The organism is Aquicoccus sp. SU-CL01552 (genome assembly GCF_040365005.1).
In the GTDB taxonomy this organism is placed as follows: domain Bacteria; phylum Pseudomonadota; class Alphaproteobacteria; order Rhodobacterales; family Rhodobacteraceae; genus Antarcticimicrobium.
Window position 1 is genome coordinate 1 of the sequence record NZ_BAABWV010000012.1, and the last position, 16,645, is coordinate 16,645.

The 16,645-nt window shown below is 65.7% G+C and carries 17 protein-coding genes; 8 read left to right on the top strand and 9 right to left on the bottom strand.

Annotated features, from left to right (window positions below):
- Positions 1-59: 59 nt before the first annotated feature.
- The 3 genes from ABWV23_RS13945 to ABWV23_RS13955 all read left to right on the top strand — a co-directional run bounded on the left by ABWV23_RS13945 (position 60) and on the right by ABWV23_RS13955 (position 2,467).
- Positions 60-491 carry an ester cyclase gene (locus tag ABWV23_RS13945; protein ID WP_353348767.1) on the top strand — a complete coding sequence of 144 codons (432 nt, stop codon included), beginning with the start codon at positions 60-62 and terminating at the stop codon, positions 489-491.
- 138 nt (positions 492-629) lie between these two features.
- Positions 630-1,910 (top strand): chromate efflux transporter, encoded by a 1,281-nt coding sequence (gene chrA, locus ABWV23_RS13950; protein ID WP_353348769.1) that lies wholly within the window; start codon positions 630-632, stop codon positions 1,908-1,910.
- A gap of 89 nt (positions 1,911-1,999) precedes the next feature.
- The gene (locus ABWV23_RS13955) at positions 2,000-2,467 is read left to right on the top strand and encodes an SspB family protein (protein ID WP_353348771.1); all 468 of its coding nucleotides are present in this window, start codon (positions 2,000-2,002) and stop codon (positions 2,465-2,467) included.
- 19 nt (positions 2,468-2,486) lie between these two features.
- On the opposite strand, the gene ABWV23_RS13960 is transcribed toward ABWV23_RS13955, so the two are convergent.
- Complete coding sequence (locus tag ABWV23_RS13960; protein ID WP_353348773.1) at positions 2,487-3,053, bottom strand: hypothetical protein; 567 nt, start codon at positions 3,051-3,053, stop codon at positions 2,487-2,489.
- 238 nt (positions 3,054-3,291) lie between these two features.
- Here ABWV23_RS13960 and fumC point away from each other — a divergent pair, with 238 nt between their 5' ends.
- The 4 genes from fumC to ABWV23_RS13980 are packed head-to-tail and all read left to right on the top strand — an operon-like array spanning position 3,292 to position 5,340.
- Positions 3,292-4,686, top strand: coding sequence for a class II fumarate hydratase (gene fumC, locus ABWV23_RS13965; RefSeq protein ID WP_353348775.1), 1,395 nt, complete (start codon positions 3,292-3,294; stop codon positions 4,684-4,686).
- Positions 4,686-4,874 (top strand): DUF4169 family protein, encoded by a 189-nt coding sequence (locus tag ABWV23_RS13970; RefSeq protein ID WP_353348777.1) that lies wholly within the window; start codon positions 4,686-4,688, stop codon positions 4,872-4,874. Before fumC ends, ABWV23_RS13970 begins: the two co-directional genes overlap by 1 nt.
- Positions 4,871-5,086, top strand: coding sequence for a ribbon-helix-helix domain-containing protein (locus ABWV23_RS13975; protein WP_353348779.1), 216 nt, complete (start codon positions 4,871-4,873; stop codon positions 5,084-5,086). Before ABWV23_RS13970 ends, ABWV23_RS13975 begins: the two co-directional genes overlap by 4 nt.
- A 23-nt stretch (positions 5,087-5,109) precedes the next feature.
- The gene (locus tag ABWV23_RS13980) at positions 5,110-5,340 is read left to right on the top strand and encodes an N-(5'-phosphoribosyl)anthranilate isomerase (protein WP_353348781.1); all 231 of its coding nucleotides are present in this window, start codon (positions 5,110-5,112) and stop codon (positions 5,338-5,340) included.
- A 51-nt stretch (positions 5,341-5,391) separates the two neighbouring features.
- Here ABWV23_RS13980 and ABWV23_RS13985 read toward each other — a convergent pair whose 3' ends face one another.
- The 3 genes from ABWV23_RS13985 to ABWV23_RS13995 form a co-directional block, all read right to left on the bottom strand.
- A complete protein-coding gene (locus tag ABWV23_RS13985; RefSeq protein WP_502901657.1) occupies positions 5,392-6,747 on the bottom strand; it encodes a cytochrome P450 in 1,356 nt (451 codons plus the stop codon).
- 2 nt (positions 6,748-6,749) lie between these two features.
- Entirely contained in the window at positions 6,750-8,024 is a 1,275-nt protein-coding gene (locus ABWV23_RS13990) for a hypothetical protein (RefSeq protein WP_353348785.1), read from the bottom strand.
- Positions 8,025-8,089: 65 nt separating this feature from the next.
- Complete coding sequence (locus ABWV23_RS13995) at positions 8,090-8,842, bottom strand: cytochrome c biogenesis CcdA family protein (RefSeq protein WP_353348787.1); 753 nt, start codon at positions 8,840-8,842, stop codon at positions 8,090-8,092.
- Positions 8,843-8,936: 94 nt separating this feature from the next.
- Between ABWV23_RS13995 and ABWV23_RS14000 the strand changes: the two genes are divergently transcribed.
- Positions 8,937-9,170, top strand: coding sequence for a sulfurtransferase TusA family protein (locus ABWV23_RS14000; RefSeq protein ID WP_353348789.1), 234 nt, complete (start codon positions 8,937-8,939; stop codon positions 9,168-9,170).
- A gap of 81 nt (positions 9,171-9,251) precedes the next feature.
- On the opposite strand, the gene ABWV23_RS14005 is transcribed toward ABWV23_RS14000, so the two are convergent.
- The 5 genes from ABWV23_RS14005 to purS form a co-directional block, all read right to left on the bottom strand.
- Entirely contained in the window at positions 9,252-11,981 is a 2,730-nt protein-coding gene (locus ABWV23_RS14005; RefSeq protein ID WP_353348791.1) for an Rne/Rng family ribonuclease, read from the bottom strand.
- A 476-nt stretch (positions 11,982-12,457) separates the two neighbouring features.
- Entirely contained in the window at positions 12,458-13,792 is a 1,335-nt protein-coding gene (locus ABWV23_RS14010) for a sigma-54-dependent transcriptional regulator (RefSeq protein WP_353348793.1), read from the bottom strand.
- 21 nt (positions 13,793-13,813) lie between these two features.
- Positions 13,814-15,577, bottom strand: a complete 1,764-nt coding sequence (locus ABWV23_RS14015; RefSeq protein ID WP_353348795.1) for a sensor histidine kinase — start codon at positions 15,575-15,577, stop codon at positions 13,814-13,816.
- Between the two features lie 37 nt (positions 15,578-15,614).
- Positions 15,615-16,283, bottom strand: a complete 669-nt coding sequence (gene purQ, locus ABWV23_RS14020) for a phosphoribosylformylglycinamidine synthase subunit PurQ (protein WP_353348797.1) — start codon at positions 16,281-16,283, stop codon at positions 15,615-15,617.
- 77 nt (positions 16,284-16,360) lie between these two features.
- Positions 16,361-16,591 (bottom strand): phosphoribosylformylglycinamidine synthase subunit PurS, encoded by a 231-nt coding sequence (gene purS, locus ABWV23_RS14025; protein ID WP_353348799.1) that lies wholly within the window; start codon positions 16,589-16,591, stop codon positions 16,361-16,363.
- Positions 16,592-16,645: the final 54 nt, after the last annotated feature.

Here is a 16,645-nt window from a genome sequence, read left to right on the forward strand (position 1 = left end):
ACATGTTTAGGTTTTGGTCAGGTTGTTGCGTCAAGCTTCCAGTGAAAGGGAGTGTCGCGATGACCAAGACAGAGCTGTTGCAGCGCTGGTTCGACGAGGTGTGGTTTCGGGGCAACCTGGACGCCATCGGTGAGTTGTTCGTTCCCAACACCGAGGCGAACGGAGTGCTGCCCGAGATCGAGTTCGGCCCCGACGAGTTCCGCGAGTTGGTCAAGGTGATGCGCGACCACCTCGGCAACATCCGGGTAACGCTTCACAAGACCATCGAACAGGACGATTGGCTTGCGGCGCTGGTCCGGGCGCAAATGACGCGCATCGACAACCACGCCCCGGTCGAGATGACGGGCCAGGTGATGGCCCGGTTCGAGGGCGACAAGATGGTCGAGACCTATAACCAGTTCAACCTGATCTCGCTGTTCGAACAGATGGAGCAGTTCCCGCCGCATACCTTGCCGATCTGCATGACCGGCGCCCGGCTGACCTGGGCCTGAGGCCCGTTCGTGAACCGAATGCGGGACCGGCGGTCAAGGCGTCGTTGACCCGCAGGCGCCCGGCGGATATCGCGGCGGGGCGGGACGCCCCTGGCCCCGCGTGATGTCCTTTGCCCGCCGACAAGGTGACCTGCCCCGATGACCGACGCCCCGGACCGCATCGCCGCGCCGCCCGCCTATCGGGCGCTGTTGCGGGTCTTCGGCCGCATCGGGCTGTTGTCCTTTGGCGGTCCGGCAGCGCAAATTGCGCTGATGCACCGGGAATTGGTGGAAGAGCGCGACTGGCTGGACGAGCCCGATTTCCTGCGCGCGCTGTCGCTGTGCATGCTGCTGCCCGGCCCCGAGGCGATGCAACTGGCCACCTACGCCGGGTGGCGGCTGCGCGGGGTGCCCGGCGGGTTGATCGCGGGCGGTCTGTTCGTCCTGCCCGGCGCCCTGCTGATCGCGGTGCTGGTGGCGCTCTATGCCGCATTCGGCGCGCTGCCACCGGTGCAGGCGGCGTTTCTGGGCATCAAGGCGGCGGTGATCTTGATCGTGGTCCAGGCCCTGCGCGGGCTGACGCGCAAGGCGCTGACCTCGCCCGGCGCCCGGATCCTCGCCGGGCTGTCCTTTGCCGCGATCTTCGTCCTGAACCTGCCGTTTCCGTTGATCGTCGCAGGCGCCGCGCTCTGGGGGTGGGTCGCGGCGCGGGGCGAGGCCATCTCCGACACGCCCCAACCGTCGGTGCCGGCCGAGAAACCGCTGCGCACCGCGCTTGGCTGGCTGGTGCTGTGGCTGGGGCCGCTTGCCGCGCTCACCGCCTTCGGGGCGCCGCTGCTGGCCCAGATCGGCTGGTTCTTTGCCTGGTTGGCGGTGATCAGCTTTGGCGGCGCCTATGCGGTTCTGGCCTACATGACCCAGACCGTGGTCGACGCCCATGGCTGGATCAGCACCGCGCAGATGATCGACGCGCTGGGATTGGCCGAGACCACGCCGGGGCCGCTGATCCTGGTGACACAGTTCGTCGCCATGCTCACCGGGCAGCTACAGGGGGGCCCGGTGCTGGCGCTGGCGGCCGGCGCGGTGGCGCTCTGGGCGACCTTCGTACCCTGCTTTCTCTGGATCTTCCTCGCCGCGCCCTACATGGACCGGCTTGCCACGCGCCCGCGCCTTTCGGCGGCACTGGGCGGGGTCACCGCCGCCGTCGCCGGCGTGATCCTGAACCTGTCGGTGTGGTTCGCGCTGCATGTCCTGTTCGGCCGCGTCACCACGCGCGACCTCGGGCCGGCCTCGCTGCCGTGGCCCGAACTGGCCACGCTGGACCCGGTCGCGCTGGGGCTTGTCGCGCTGGCGGCGGCGCTGATACTCCGGGCCCGGCGCGGCATCGGTGTGACCCTTGTCGTGATGGCCGGCGCCGGTCTGCTGGTCGGAACGCTGTGATGACGGCAGAAGCGAAGCGCACCGCGTTCCCCCTCTTTTGTTTCCCGTCGAATCCCTTATGCTGACCGAAGAAGAATTGGAGAACGGAAATGTCGCGCGGCATTGATTACGGCAACCTGATGCATCAGGCGATGCGCGGTCTGATCAAGACCGTTCTGAAGGGTGTGCAAAAAGACGGGTTGCCCGGCGCACATCATTTCTTCATCACCTTCGACACCCAGCACCCCGATGTGAAGATCGCCGACTGGCTGTCGGAACGCTATCCCGAAGAGATGACGGTGGTGATGCAGCACTGGTACGAAAACCTCGAGGTCACGGACGAGGGGTTTTCGGTGACGCTGAATTTCGGCGATGCGCCAGAGCCGATCTATATTCCCTACGACGCGATCAAGACCTTCGTCGATCCCTCGGTGGAGTTCGGCCTCCGGTTCGAGGCGGCCGACGATGAGGATGACGAGGACGACGAGGATCTCGACCTGCCCGAAGAGGACGAGGCGCCCGAAGGCACGGGTAAGCCGGACGCGGATGTCGTCTCACTCGACAGTTTCCGCAAGTAGGGGCCGGACCTGCCGATCGCTATTGCCGTTTCAGGAAGGTTTCGACCGAGCGTTGCTCCACCCCGTTGCGGGTGACGATGAACTTCAGGTCAAGCCCGCCCTCGGCCAGCGTACGGTCGAACTGCTGGATCTCGTAATCTCCGTTCTCATCCACGAAGAGAGAGAACATCGTCATGGTGTCGTCGTGGATGCGCCCCCAGACAAAGGGTTCCCCCTTCATCGGGTCAAGCTGCACCGCGTGACCAAAGACGTTGCGCCGCATGCCCGCGCTGAACAACCCGTTGCGTTCGGTCGGCAGGAAATCGATGGCGTAGGATTTCGATTTGAAGCTCCCATCCGGCCTGTGCGTGGTCGAGGTCCATTCCACGGTGAACCCCTTCTTGTTGGCGCTGATGGTCACGCTCATGTCACGCGGCGCGCGTGATCCATCGGCCGAAACCACCTCGGCGGAGCCGGTGTACTTGCCGACAAAGGGCGTGATCGACCCGTTCGCGCGCGCCGGCGCGGCGGTGATCGTCAGGACGAGCGCCGCGACGACGGCAAGCAGGCGCATCGGGAAGGACGGCGACAGTGCGGAAACGGACATTCGGCGATCCTTTCAAACTGGCGGCCGCGCAACGCTGGACGCGGTCGCCCTTGACGGTAACACCCTACAATGTGGGGCCGCCAAGGCAATCGTCCAATACGCGACTGGCACGCAACCGCCGCCGCGCCCTGTCTATACCTTGGGAGGTTAAGGATTTATGCTGCGCGCAACTGGCCGATTGCGCCCCCGCGCCGGGGCGGCTAGACGGCATGCAACCGCATACGAAACGGAGTGTTCCATGACCAAGACCCGCACCGAGACCGACAGCTTTGGTCCTCTCGAAGTTCCCGCCGACAAGTACTGGGGCGCACAGACCCAGAGGTCGCTGATGAATTTCCCGATCGGCTGGGAAAAACAGCCGGTCGCCATCGTGCGGGCGCTGGGGGTCATCAAAAAGGCCTGCGCCATGGCCAACAAGGACAGCGGCGCCCTCGATGCGAAACTGGCCGACGCCATCATCCAGGCCGCCGGCGAGGTGATCGAGGGCAAGTTCGACGACAACTTTCCCCTCGTGGTCTGGCAGACCGGCTCGGGCACCCAGTCGAACATGAACTCCAACGAGGTGATCGCCAACCGCGCGATCGAGATCCTCGGCGGCGTGATCGGCTCCAAGGACCCGGTGCACCCGAACGACCACTGCAACATGGGGCAAAGCTCCAACGACACCTTCCCCACCGCGATGCATATCGCCACCGCGATGTCGGTGCGCGACGTGCTGCTGCCGGGGTTGAAGAAACTCCTCGCCGGACTCGAGGCCAAGGCGGAAGAGTTCAAGGACATCATCAAGATCGGCCGCACCCATACCCAGGACGCCACGCCGCTGACACTGGGCCAGGAATTCTCGGGCTATGCCCAGCAGGTGCGGCAGGGGATCGCCCGCATCGAGGCCGCGATGCCCGGTATCTACGAGCTGGCCCAGGGCGGCACCGCCGTCGGCACCGGGCTGAACACCCGCAAGGGCTGGGGCGAAACGGTCGCTGCCAACATGGCCGAAATCACCGGCCTGCCCTTTGTCACCGCGCCCAACAAGTTCGAGGCCCTGGCCGCCCATGACGCCATGGTTTTCCTGTCCGGCGCCCTCGCCACCGTGGCCGGCTCCTGCTACAAGATCGCCAACGACATCCGCTTCCTCGGCTCCGGCCCGCGTTCCGGGCTGGGCGAGCTGATCCTGCCCGAGAACGAGCCGGGATCCTCGATCATGCCGGGCAAGGTCAACCCGACCCAGGCCGAGGCGCTGACCCAGGTCGCAGCCCACGTGATGGGCAATGATGCCGCGATCAAATTCGCCGGCAGCCAGGGACATTTCGAGCTGAACGTCTACAACCCGATGATGGCCTACAACCTGCTGCAGTCGATCCAGCTTCTGGGCGATGCCACCGACAGCTTTACCGAGCGGATGCTGAACGGCATCCAGGCCAACGAGGCGCGGATCGAGAAGCTGATGACCGAAAGCCTGATGCTAGTGACCGCGCTGGCGCCCACCATCGGCTATGACAACGCGACCAAGGTGGCCAAGACCGCGCATAAGAACGGCACCACGCTGAAGGAGGAAGCGATCGCGCTTGGCTTCGTCGATGCCGAGACCTTCGAGAAGGTCGTGCGCCCCGAGCAGATGATCGGCCCCAAGGACTGATGGGCAAGCCGGTCAACCTGAACCGGTTTCGCAAGGACAGGGCGCGGGCCGAGAAAAAGGCCCGCGCCGACCAAAACGCGGTGAAGTTCGGCCGCGGCAAGGCCGAGAAAGATCTGGACCGCGCCCGCGCCGAGAAGGCCCGCCGCGATCTGGATGGCCATGAACGCGATGGTGGGGGCGACGAATGAACCGTCCGCGCAAGCATTCCCTCACCCTCAAGGGCCACCGCACCAGCGTGTCACTGGAAGACGAGTTCTGGCAGGCCTTTCGCGAGATCGCCGCCGAGGACGGCCGCGCGATCAATGAGTTGGCGGCCGAAATTGACGCGGCGCGAGGCACCGATTGCGGGCTCGCCTCGGCGATCCGGCTTTACGTGTTGCGACGATTAAGGGCACGTTAAGCAGCCCGGGGCATTCTTTGGACATGATCCAGCTTTCGCCCCATCTCACGCCGGAAAAATGGCTGTTCCAATTGTTCAGTTCCAAGGCCGCCTGCGACGGTGGAGTCATCCGCCGACAGGCCCGTGACGTGGAACGCCTGGTCGGCCGGCAGCGGTTCGAGGCGGAACTGGCCCGGCGCGGGTTTCACGCGGTGGAGAACGCCGGCCAGATCGTGATCTTCTGCAATCAACAGCCGGTCCGGGTCATTCGCTAGAGCCAAATTCCTTCGAAGGAACTTGTTCAGAAAATTCGAATTTTTCGGCCCTCACGCTCGCCGGGTCAGCCGCAGCCAGATCCCGTCTTTCGCCCGCACGGTCAGATGCGCCACCGGCACCGGGTCGCGCCCCTCGACCCGCTCCACCCGGAAGCGCCGAAGCAGCATCGACAGCAACAGCGGCCCCTCGACCATGGCAAACCCGGCGCCGGTACAGACGCGGGGCCCGGCGGAGAACGGGATATAGGCCTCGCGCTGGCACTGCTTGCCATTCGCGCTCTTCCAGCGGTCGGGGTCGAAGCCGTCGGGGTTGTCCCACAGCCGCTCATGCCGGTGCAGATGCCAGGGGCTCAGCACCAGCTGCGCGCCTTGTGGCACGGCACGGTCGCGGAACCGCTCCGGACAACTGGCCTCGCGCACCATCATCGGCACCGGCGGATAAAGCCGCAGCGCCTCGCGGAACACGTCCCGGCTGACCCGAAGTTTCGACACCGCGCCGAACTCGGGCACCAGCGTCGCCGCCTCTTCCGCGACCTTCTCCTGCCACTCGGGATAAAGCGCCATCAGGTACAGCGTCCAGGCCAGGGCCGAGGCGCTGGTCTCATGGCCGGCGAGGAAAAAGATCGCCACCTGGTCCACCATCTCGCCGGTATCGAACCCCTGCCCGGTGTCGGGATCGACCGTCGTCATGATCTTGGTCGCGAGATCATCCGGCGCCCTGCCGGCGTCGATCTCGGCCCGCCGCTCGGCTGTCAGCCGCCGGATCAACCCACGGATTCTCCTGGCGTTCGCCCGCGTGCCCCTGGGGTAAAACCGCGGCATCCAGCGTGGCAGCGGCAGGAAAGCCGCGAGGTTCAGGATCGGTTGCGCCCGCTGATAGGCGCGGAACCGCGAAAACACCTCTGCTGCGACCTCGTGCTCGATGGGAATCGAGAACAGGGTGCGAAAGATCACGTCGGCGGCGGCATGGCTTGTCACCGCCTCGATCTCGACCGGAGTGCCATCCGCGTGATCCTCCAGCCGGGCGACGGTGGCTTCACCTGCCGCCCACATCGCCGGAAAGGCATCCTTGAGCCGCCCGCCCTCGAAGGCCGGGTCGATGATCCGCCGCTGCCGCTTCCAGACCTCTCCATTGGTCAGGAACACCGAGTTTCCCAGCAGCGGCCGCAGCCCCTCGCCAATGCGCCCGGATTTCGGGAAATCATCGGGCCTATCCTTGAGCACCGTCTTCACCAGTTCCGGCTGGTTCAGCAGGAAGGAGCGGAAGAAGGGCGTGCGGAACTCGGCCATCCAGGCGCGGTAGAGACGCGCCGGCTGGGCCGAGAGGATATCCTGCCGGAACAGCCGGGCGTAGCGCCACAAGGAAACCTTGTCGGGGCGCGCGGGCGGTTTCGGGGGCGGCGGCACGCTCACGGTGCCACCGAGGTGTATTTCGATACCGGCGCCTCGATCCGCGAATTCGACGCCGCCCTGCCCCGGTATCGGTCGGCCAGCGTTTGTGGCCCGGCGGTGATGCGGAAATAATCGTAATCCCCGGGCCGGTCGAAGGCACAGAGATACTGGAAATGCAGCCGGAAGAAGCGCCAGCGCATCGCCGCCCACCGGGCCGGGCTGAGCGTCTGGGTAAAGGCGGCAGAGAGCACCAGCGGCCAGCGCTTTACCCCTGGTGCCACTCCGCTGACCGCGACCGGATCGCAGAGTGCAAAGGCGCATCCATCGCCGGGGGCCGAAACATCGACCCAGGCCAGTTCCTCCCGCGTGCAGAGGTATTGCAGATCGGCGCGCAACCGATGCGCCCGCGGCAGGAAGGACACCATCGGCACCACCTGCCCCAGCGTGAGAAACCCCAGCGCCGGGCCATCCGCAGGCACCCGCCCCGCCCGGATCAGGTCGGCCAGAACCGAAACGCCCAAGTGCGCCCCCGAGGAATGGCCAACCACCAGAACCTCGTCCACATCCTCGCGCAGCGCCTCGGCGATGAGATCGGCGAATTCGGACAGCCGCGCCTCCAGTTCCGACGGGTTGGCACCGCGATAACGGGCAGAATAGGCATAGTCATGCATCAGGTAATAGACGAAGAACTTGCCATCGCGGGCCTTGACCCAGAGCATCAGGGCCAGCGCCGCGCCGGCCCCCAGCGCCGCCCCCAACAGTCGCAGTACCGCCCCGGGCAGGCCGGTCAGGCCCAGGTCCTCGGCCACGGTTCCTGCCAGAAAGGCCGCCGCCCAGATCAGCACCACCGCCACGACCAGTTGCAGCAGCAGCATCCCGACAGGATAGAGCGCGGCGATCACCGGCCCCTTGCGCAGCCGCATCAGCCGTCCCAGCGCGCCGCTGGCGATATAGATCCAGGCGGTTTGCGCCAGTTGCAGGTAGGTGGCGAGGATGCTGTTCGACATGCTGCCACGCACGATGTCGGACCAGACCAGAACCTCCACCTCGGCCGAAACCGGCGCGCCCTCGATCTCGGCCTCGACGTGCCAGCCATAGGGGCCGCTGCCGGCCTGCTTGGGCCGCAGGGCAATGTCATAGCCCGAGATCGCGGCCTGCGCGGAGGACTCTTTTCGATAAAGCTCGCGGTAGCGGCGCGGGTGGATCGGATCGTAGCCGGGGATATAGAACACCCGTCGCCGGCGCACCCGTGGCGCCTGCCGTTCCGGTTCTGCCGCCTGCTCGTGACCCATTCCGCCCTCGTTCTTGCGCGGATGTTAACCGGCTTTTCGGGCGAGAGTAAGGCCATTACAGGGCTTCAGCCCAGCACGGCAAGGGCGGGGAAGGTTTCGAGCAGCCAATAGGAAAAGGCGGAGAACCCCCCGGTCAGCATCAACAGCCCGATGGTCCAGAGCAGCAGGCCCATGATCCGCTCGATCCGGTCCATGTGTCGCTTCATCCAGCCCATCAGCCCGCCGAGGCGCGGCAGGAATCCGGCGACCAGCAGGAACGGGATGCCCAGCCCCATCGCGTAGACCGCCAGCAGAACCGTGCCACGCGTCACCGAGGCCTCGGAGGCGGCCAGCGACAGGATCGCACCCAATTGCGGGCCGATGCAGGGGGTCCAGCCAAAGGCAAAGGCGAGGCCCAGCACATAGGCCCCCAGCGCGCTGCCGCCGCGATCGCCGACGTCGATGCGCGCCTCGCGGTCGAGAAACCCGATGCGATAGATGCCGAGGAAATGCGCCCCGAACACCATCACGAGGATCCCGGCAACGGTGTTGAACACCGATTGATACTGCAGGAACACCATCCCGATGGCCGAGGCGGTGAAGCCAAGGAACAGGAACACCGTGGACAGGCCCAGAACAAAGAACAGCGCGGGCACCAGTGCCTTGTTGCGCGCCGCGCGCCCGGTGCTCAGGTCGGTCACCGAAACGCCGCTCATGTAGGCGAGATAGGGCGGCACGATGGGCAGCACGCAGGGCGACAGAAAGCTGATGATCCCGGCCGCAAGGGCCACGGCCATGGCGGGCAGCAAACCCGCGTCGATGATATCAATTCCCAACATGCCTGCGACATAGTCGATCGCCGGCGCGAGGTCACTGTGCAATGCGGTCACATCTTTGTGGACATGCCGGATCGGTTGCGCCTATCTCACCGCCATGACGGAGATTTCGGAAACGCTGGACACCATCGGGCTGCTTTGCCCCCTGCCCGTTCTCAAGGCGCGCAAACATCTGGCCGCCCTGCCCGAGGGGGCGGTTCTGCGCCTGCTGGCCAGTGATCCGGCGGCAGTGATCGACGTGCCGCATTTCTGTGCCGAGGCCGGCCATGTCCTGCTGGAAGACGCCGCCGAGGGCGACCACCACGTCTACCTGATCCGCAAGGGCGGCTGAGGAGGGCAAAACGCCCATGGCTTGAAACGCAAAAGGCCCCGGACCTTGGTCCGGGGCCTTTGTTGCAATGTCTTAAGAGGCTCAGCGTCCGCCCATCGACCACCAGCCGCGCCGCTTGGGCTTCGGCTTGTCCTCCACCGAGGCTGGCTCGGCCGCCGCGACGGCCGGTTCCGGAACGCGTTCCGGTTCGGGCGCGGGTTCGGCTTCCGGCGCGGGGTCTGCCTCGGGCGTGACCGCGACCGGCTCCGGCCGTTGTTCCGGGGCAGCTTCCGGTTCCGCTTGGGCAGCGGGCTCGGCAACAGGGGCCGGCTCGGGTGTCGTCTCCGGCGCCTCTGCCGCCGCGGGGGCACTCTCGACCGCCGGTTCTGCGGTCACCGCTTCGACTTCAGCGACAGGCTCGGGCGCGCCGGTTTCGGCCTCAGCCGTATCCGCCGCGACGGTCTCGGTCTTGCGCGACCGCGAACGGGACCGCGACCGGCTGCGCGAGGATTTTGGCTTGGCCTTGGGCTCTTCCGCTTCCGCGTCGGACGCACCGGATTCGGCGGTTTCGACCTCGGCGGCAGGCGCCTCTTCGGCCGTGTCAGGCGCTGCGTCACCGGCGTCGTCGCCGTTGCCGTTCTCGCCATCACCGTTGGTGCTGCCCGACTTGGGCTTGCGCCGCCGCCGCCGCCGCTTGCGCTTGGGCTTGGGCGTTTCCTCGGTGGTCTCGACCTCTGCCGCGACCTCTTCGGCAACCTCGTCGGTGATGTCCTCCTCGACGATGTCCTCGGCCTCTTCCGGCTCCATCAGGGTGGCATCGACCGATACCACCGGCGCGGTGGCCTCGGGCACGGTCCGCGTCGCGGTCTTGAACTTCTCCAGCGTGAAGTCGGGGCTGATCAGGTGCATGTCACCCTCGACCCGGACCGACAGGCCATAGCGCGATTCGATCTGGGCGATATGCTCGCGCTTTTCGTTCATCAGGTAATTGGCGATGCCGATCGGGCATTTCACCAGAACCTCGCGCGAGCGACGCCGCACGCCCTCTTCCTCGATCTGGCGCAGAATGTTCAGCGCCATGTTGTCATCCGAGCGGATGAGGCCGGTGCCGTGGCAGGCCGGGCACGGCTGCGTGGTCGCCTCGATCATGCCGGGGCGCAACCGCTGGCGGCTCATCTCCATCAGGCCAAAGCCCGAGATGCGGCCGACCTGGATGCGGGCGCGGTCGGTCTTCAACCGGTCCTTCATCCGCTTTTCGACGGCAGCGTTGTTCTTGCGCTCGTCCATGTCGATGAAGTCGATGACAATCAACCCGGCAAGGTCGCGCAGCCGCAACTGGCGCGCCACCTCGTCGGCGGCCTCGAGGTTGGTCTTGAGCGCGGTCTCCTCGATCGAGCCTTCCTTGGTGGCCCGGCCCGAGTTCACGTCGATCGCCACCAGCGCCTCGGTCACGCCGATCACGATGTAGCCACCCGACTTCAGCTGCACCACCGGGTTGAACATCGCGGCGAGATAGCTTTCGACCTGGTAGCGCGCGAACAGCGGCATCGGGTCGACATAGTGTTTCACGTTCTTGGAGTGGGACGGCATGATCATCTTCATGAAGTCCTTGGCGATGCGATAGCCGCCTTCGCCCTCGACCAGAACCTCGTCGATCTCGCGGTTGTAGAGGTCGCGGATCGAGCGTTTGATCAGGTCGCCCTCCTCGTAGATCTTGACGGGCGCGATGGACTTCAGCGTGAGCTCGCGGATCTGCTCCCACAGCCGTTGCAGGTATTCATAGTCGCGCTTGATCTCGGCCTTGGTCCGCTTGGCGCCGGCAGTGCGGATGATCAGCCCCGCGCCCTTGGGCACGTCGATCTCGGCCGCGATCTCCTTGAGCTTCTTGCGGTCGGTGACATTGGTGATCTTGCGGGAAATGCCGCCGCCACGGGCGGTATTCGGCATCAGCACGCAGTAGCGACCGGCCAGCGACAGATAGGTGGTGAGCGCGGCGCCCTTGTTGCCGCGTTCTTCCTTGACCACCTGCACCAGCAGGATCTGGCGGACCTTGATCACTTCCTGGATCTTGTAGCGGCGCGGGCGCGGTTTGCGCGGCGGGCGGATATCCTCGTGATCGTCGTCGTCGGCGACGGATTCGATGGTGGAGTCCTTGGCCGCCGCGTCGTTGCGCGCGTCATCCCCGGCGTCATCGCTGCCGCCGTTTTCGGTCTCGGTCGTCTCCGCAGAGCTGTCCGCGTCGCCCTCACCCTCGGTCGGAGCCTCTGCCTCGACTGGTTCCTCGACCGGCGTCTCGGCCACCCGTTCCATCGGCGAGCTGCCCTCGGGCACCTCAGTCGCAGACGCGTCCGCCTGCTCCGGTTCGGAGAGGTCGATGGTTTCCATGCCGCTGATCTCGGTCTCGACCTCCTTGGTCTCGACCGCGTCACCGGATTTCAGATCTTCTGCCTTGGTCTTCGACTTGGACCGGGACCGCGACCGCGAGGAGCGGCGCGAAGAGGATTTCTTGTCCTCTTCCTCGTCCTTGTCACGCATCTCGTCGGCATAGGCCTGTTCCTCGGCCATCAGCGCCTCGCGGTCGGCCACCGGGATTTGGTAATAATCCGGGTGAATTTCCGAGAACGCCAGGAACCCGTGACGGTTTCCGCCGTATTCGACGAAGGCCGCCTGAAGCGAGGGTTCGACCCGTGTTACCTTTGCGAGATAAATGTTGCCAGCGAGCTGGCGCTTGTTCTCGGATTCAAAATCGAATTCCTCGACCTTGTTTCCGTCCACCACCACGACGCGGGTTTCCTCCGCGTGGGTGGCGTCGATGAGCATCTTCTTTGCCATATGTCCTTGTTGCACAACCAGAAACGCGCCCGCCCAGGCGGACGCGCGCGTTTGGGGTGGTGTCTTGTCAGGGCGATTGGTGACGTCGCGCGGCACGGTCCGACGGACGGACCGGAAACCTGAGTGTTCAATGCTCGCGCGCGCGTCATCGCGGTTCTTCTCCGACAGGCCGGGACGGTCCCGACGCCTGCCCGTTTTATTACCCTGCCCGTTTCGGGCGGGGTCAACTCACTGCCCGGTATGGGCACTATCGGTCTGTCCAGACTTTCGGATCTATGCCGGTCAAGGCTGAAACAGCGAATCTCAAGGGGCGGCTGTCGCCAAAGCACACTGCGCCCGTCCCCCCAACATAAGGGAGAGCACGGGCAAAATACAATGGGCTTGTTGCGCCCCGGCCACGGAATTCGCCAAGGCGATGGACGCGCTTGCATTTTCCGCCGTTTTTGCATCGGTGCGCGCGTCCCGTCGCACGCGCATCAGAGATAGTCCGACCGCTGCAGTCCGTATTTCGCCATCTTCTCGTTCAGGGTCCGGCGCGGCAGGCACAACTCTTCCATCACGCTGGCGATGGAGCCCTTGTGCCGGCGCATGGTATTGTCGATCAGCATCCGCTCGAACGCCTCGACATATTCCTTCAGCGGCTTGCCCTCCGTCGTCATCACCGGCTGCATTTCCTCGTGGTCCGACATCAGCAGCGAGGCGATGGTGCCCGACCCGCGCCGCGCCTGCAGCACCGCGCGTTCGGCGATGTTGATCAGCTGGCGCACGTTGCCCGGCCATGGCGCCTGCAGCAGTTGCGCCGCCTCCTGCGCGCTGACCTTGGGGGCGTCGCAGCCGTATTCCTCCGAGAACTGCTCGGTCAGACGGGTGAACAGCGTCAGGATATCCTCGCCGCGCTGGCGCAGCGGCGGCACCGTAATCCGCAATGCCGCCAGCCGATAGAACAGGTCCGAGCGCAGCATATCCTCGCAGGTCTTGCCCGCCTCCTGGATATTGGAGATGGCGATGATCCGGGTCTCGGCCGGGGTGCCTTGTTCGTTCATCGCGTTCTGCAGCTTGGCCTGCAGCGCCTCGCTCAGGGTTTCGATGTCCTCCAGCACCAGTGTGCCGTTGCGGGCCTCTTCCATCGCGGGAAGCTGCGAATCCTCGGGCATCATCGGGCCGAACAGGCGCTTGGAAAGCGCCTCTTCCTCGAGCGCGGCACAGCTGACCAGCACGAATTTCTTGCCGGCTCGGCCCCCGGCTGCGTGCAGCGCATGCGCGACCAGCGTCTTGCCGGTGCCGGTCTCGCCCTCGATCAGCACATGTCCGTCGGCCTGTCCGAGGTCGAGGATGTCCTCCTTCAGGCGCTCCATCACCGGCGACGATCCGATCAGCTTGTTCATGATCTGGGTGCCGTCGCTGAGTTCCTTGCGCAGCGCCCGGTTGTCCAGCGTCAGGCGCCGGGCGTTGGCCGCGCGCTTGGCCAGGTCCGACATGCGGTCCGGGTTGAACGGTTTCTCGAGGAAATCGAACGCCCCCAGCCGCATCGCCTCGACCGCCATCGGCACGTCGCCGTGACCGGTGATCATGATCACCGGCAGCGCGCTGTCGGTGCCCATCAGCTTTTTCAGGAACTGCATCCCGTCCATGCCCGGCATCTTGATGTCCGAGATCACGATGCCGGGGTAATCCGGACCCAGCACCTTGAGCGCATCCTCGGCACGCGCGAAGGTCTCGGTGTCATAGCCCGACAACGCCAGCCATTGGCTGATCGACTGCCGCATGTCCTGTTCGTCGTCGACGATGGCGATTTTCATGGCCTGTGCCATTGCCTGGTCCTTTCGTTGTTCTTATTCCGCCGCCTCGATGCCTTCGTCCAGGATCGGCAACTGCATCTCGAAAACGGCACCACCCCTCTGCCCGTTGCGCGCGGTCAGCCGACCGCCCAGGTCGTTGACGATCCCCGAGGAGATCGCCAGCCCCAGCCCGACACCGTCGCCCGGCTGCTTGGTGGTGTAGAACGGCTCGAACAGGGACTCGAGGTTCTCGATCCCCGGCCCGTTGTCCCGCACCGCGAGCGTCGCGGTCTCACCGGCGGCCAGAAGGATCTCGACCTCCGGGTCCTTGACCGATTTGGTTGCATCCAGCGCATTGCGCAAGAGGTTGATCATCACCTGTTCGATCCGCATCCGGTCGCCCATGACGCGCACCGGCTCCTTGGGCAGGATCTTGGTGATCTTGACATGCCGCTGGCGCAATTGCGGTTCCATCATCGCCAGCGACGAGGCAAGCGCATCCCCCAGCACCACCGGCGAAAGCGTGTCGCTGCCCTTGCGGGCATAGGATTTGAGCTGACGGGTGATCGCGCCCATGCGCTCCAGCAGGTCGTCGATGCGCCCGAAGCTGGCCAGCGCCTCTTCCGCGCGGTTGCGCCGGAGCAGAAGCCGCGCCCCGGCGAGGTAGGTCTTCATCGCCGCCAGTGGCTGGTTCAACTCGTGACTGACCGCCGCCGACATCTCGCCCAGGGCGGCCAGCTTGGAACTTTGCGCCAGGGTCTGCTCGGCCACGGCAAGGTTTTCCTGCACCCGTTCCCGTTCGGCGATCTCGCGCTGCAGCCGGGCGTTCAGCGCCCGCAACTCGGCGGACTCCCGCTGAAACAACGCCATGCGCAGCGCGGTCTTGCGGCTGAGGAAATAGAACGCCAGCGCCAGCAGGATGGCAAAGCCCATGATTTCCAGCGCCAGCACCGTGTTCACCTTTTCCCGGATCGAGGCATAGGTGGTGAACGAGGTCATGCGCCAGCCCCGGAACGGAATCCGGGTCTCCAGCCGCATCACCGCCTCGCCGCGCAGGTAGGCGTCGGGCGGCAACGCCGTCCAGTCGGTGGTCAGCCGGATCGCCCGCTGGATGGCGCCCTGCGGATCCTGCTTTTGCAACGCCTCCTTCTCGTTGACGCCGCGCCAGCGCGGTTCCGACGACAGGATGATGGTGCCGGTGCTGTCGGTGACAAGGACCGCGTCGGAAATCCCGGCCCAGGCGCGTTCGAACTTCTGCAGGTCGACCTCGACCACGATCACGCCGAGAAGGTTGGAGGAATCGACCACCCGCCGGGAATAAACGAAGCTGTAGCCGCCGGCCTCGCGCGGGATCACCGAGAACACGGTGGAATTGGAGCGGATCGCCTCGACGAAATAGGATTCGGTCCGGCGTTGCTGGCCCAGCCGATTGCGGTCGGTGGCGGCCACCGTGCGACCGTCGCCGTCCAGCAGGATCAGCGAGGCGGCGCCGATCTCTTCGACGAAGGAGATCAGCCGCTGGGTCGACAGGCTGAAGTCCTTGGACTGCAACGCGGCGATCAGCGCCGGATCGCGGGCCAGAAGCTGGGGCACGATGGCGTTGCGGCGCAGCTCGCTCAACAGGTTGCCGCTATAGAGCGCCAACCGCAGGTCGGCGCGGTAGCGGGTGCTCGCGGTAAAGCGATCGCTCAACAGCCGGTTGGTGACCCAGACCGTCGCCACCGCCGCCACCAGCACCAACAGCAGCGCCACCCGGAGCCGCCAGTTGATGGCAGAGGACCGGGACCACAGGCTGCGCGGGGTCGGAGCGTCAATCATGCGCGCAAGGCTACGCTGCCACCCGCGCAGGCTCAAGTCACGCCGGGGTCAGCACCCCTGCCAATGCGCGGAAGAACGCCGCCCCGTCGGTGCCGCCGTGCCCGGTATCGGCCGCGCGCTCGGGGTGGGGCATCATGCCCAGAACCCGGCGGTTCGCGGACAGGATCCCGGCGATGTCACCGACCGACCCGTTGGGATTGTCGGTATAGGTAAAGGCGATCCGGTCCTCGCCGCGCAGGGTCGCCAGCGTCTCGTCGTCGGCGAAATAGTTGCCGTCGTGGTGGGCGATCGGGATGGCGATCTCCTGCCCCGCCTCGTAGCCACCGGTAAAGGCGCTGTCGGCGGTCTCGACCCGCAGGCCCACGGTCTTGCAGATGTATTTCAGCCCCGCGTTGCGCAGCAGCGCGCCGGGCAGGATGCCGGTTTCCGCCAACACCTGGAACCCGTTGCAGACCCCCAGCGCGTAGCCGCCGCGATCGGCATGGGCGGTGACCGCCTGGCAGATCGGGGATTGCGCGGCGATGGCACCGCAGCGCAGGTAGTCACCATAGGAGAACCCGCCCGGCACGCCGACGATGTCGACCCCCTCGGGCAGCGCGGTTTCCTTGTGCCAGACCATGTCCACCGTGAAACCTTCGCGTTCGAAGGCGACGGCAAGATCGCGGTCACAGTTGGACCCGGGAAAAACGACGACGGCGGCGCGCATGCGGAGGCTCCCTCAGTAGGTGAAATCAGTCGTGACGGCCGCACAAGGCGGCGCCGGGCGGTCGATGGCGGCCATCCTCAGCCCAGTTCGATCTCGTAGCGTTCGATCACGGTATTGGCGAGCAGCTTTTCGCACATCTCGGCCACCTGCGCCTCGGTGGTGCCCTCGGCCAGTTCCAGGTCGATCACCTTGCCCTGTCGCACGCCCTCGACCCCGTCGAAGCCCATCGCGCCGAGCGCGTGGCGCACGGCCTCGCCCTGCGGGTCGAGAACCCCGTTCTTCAGCATCACATGCACCCGTGCTTTCATTTGTCCTGCATCCCGATCCTTGGCGGCAAGGCCCCCTTGGGCCCCGTTCTTGCT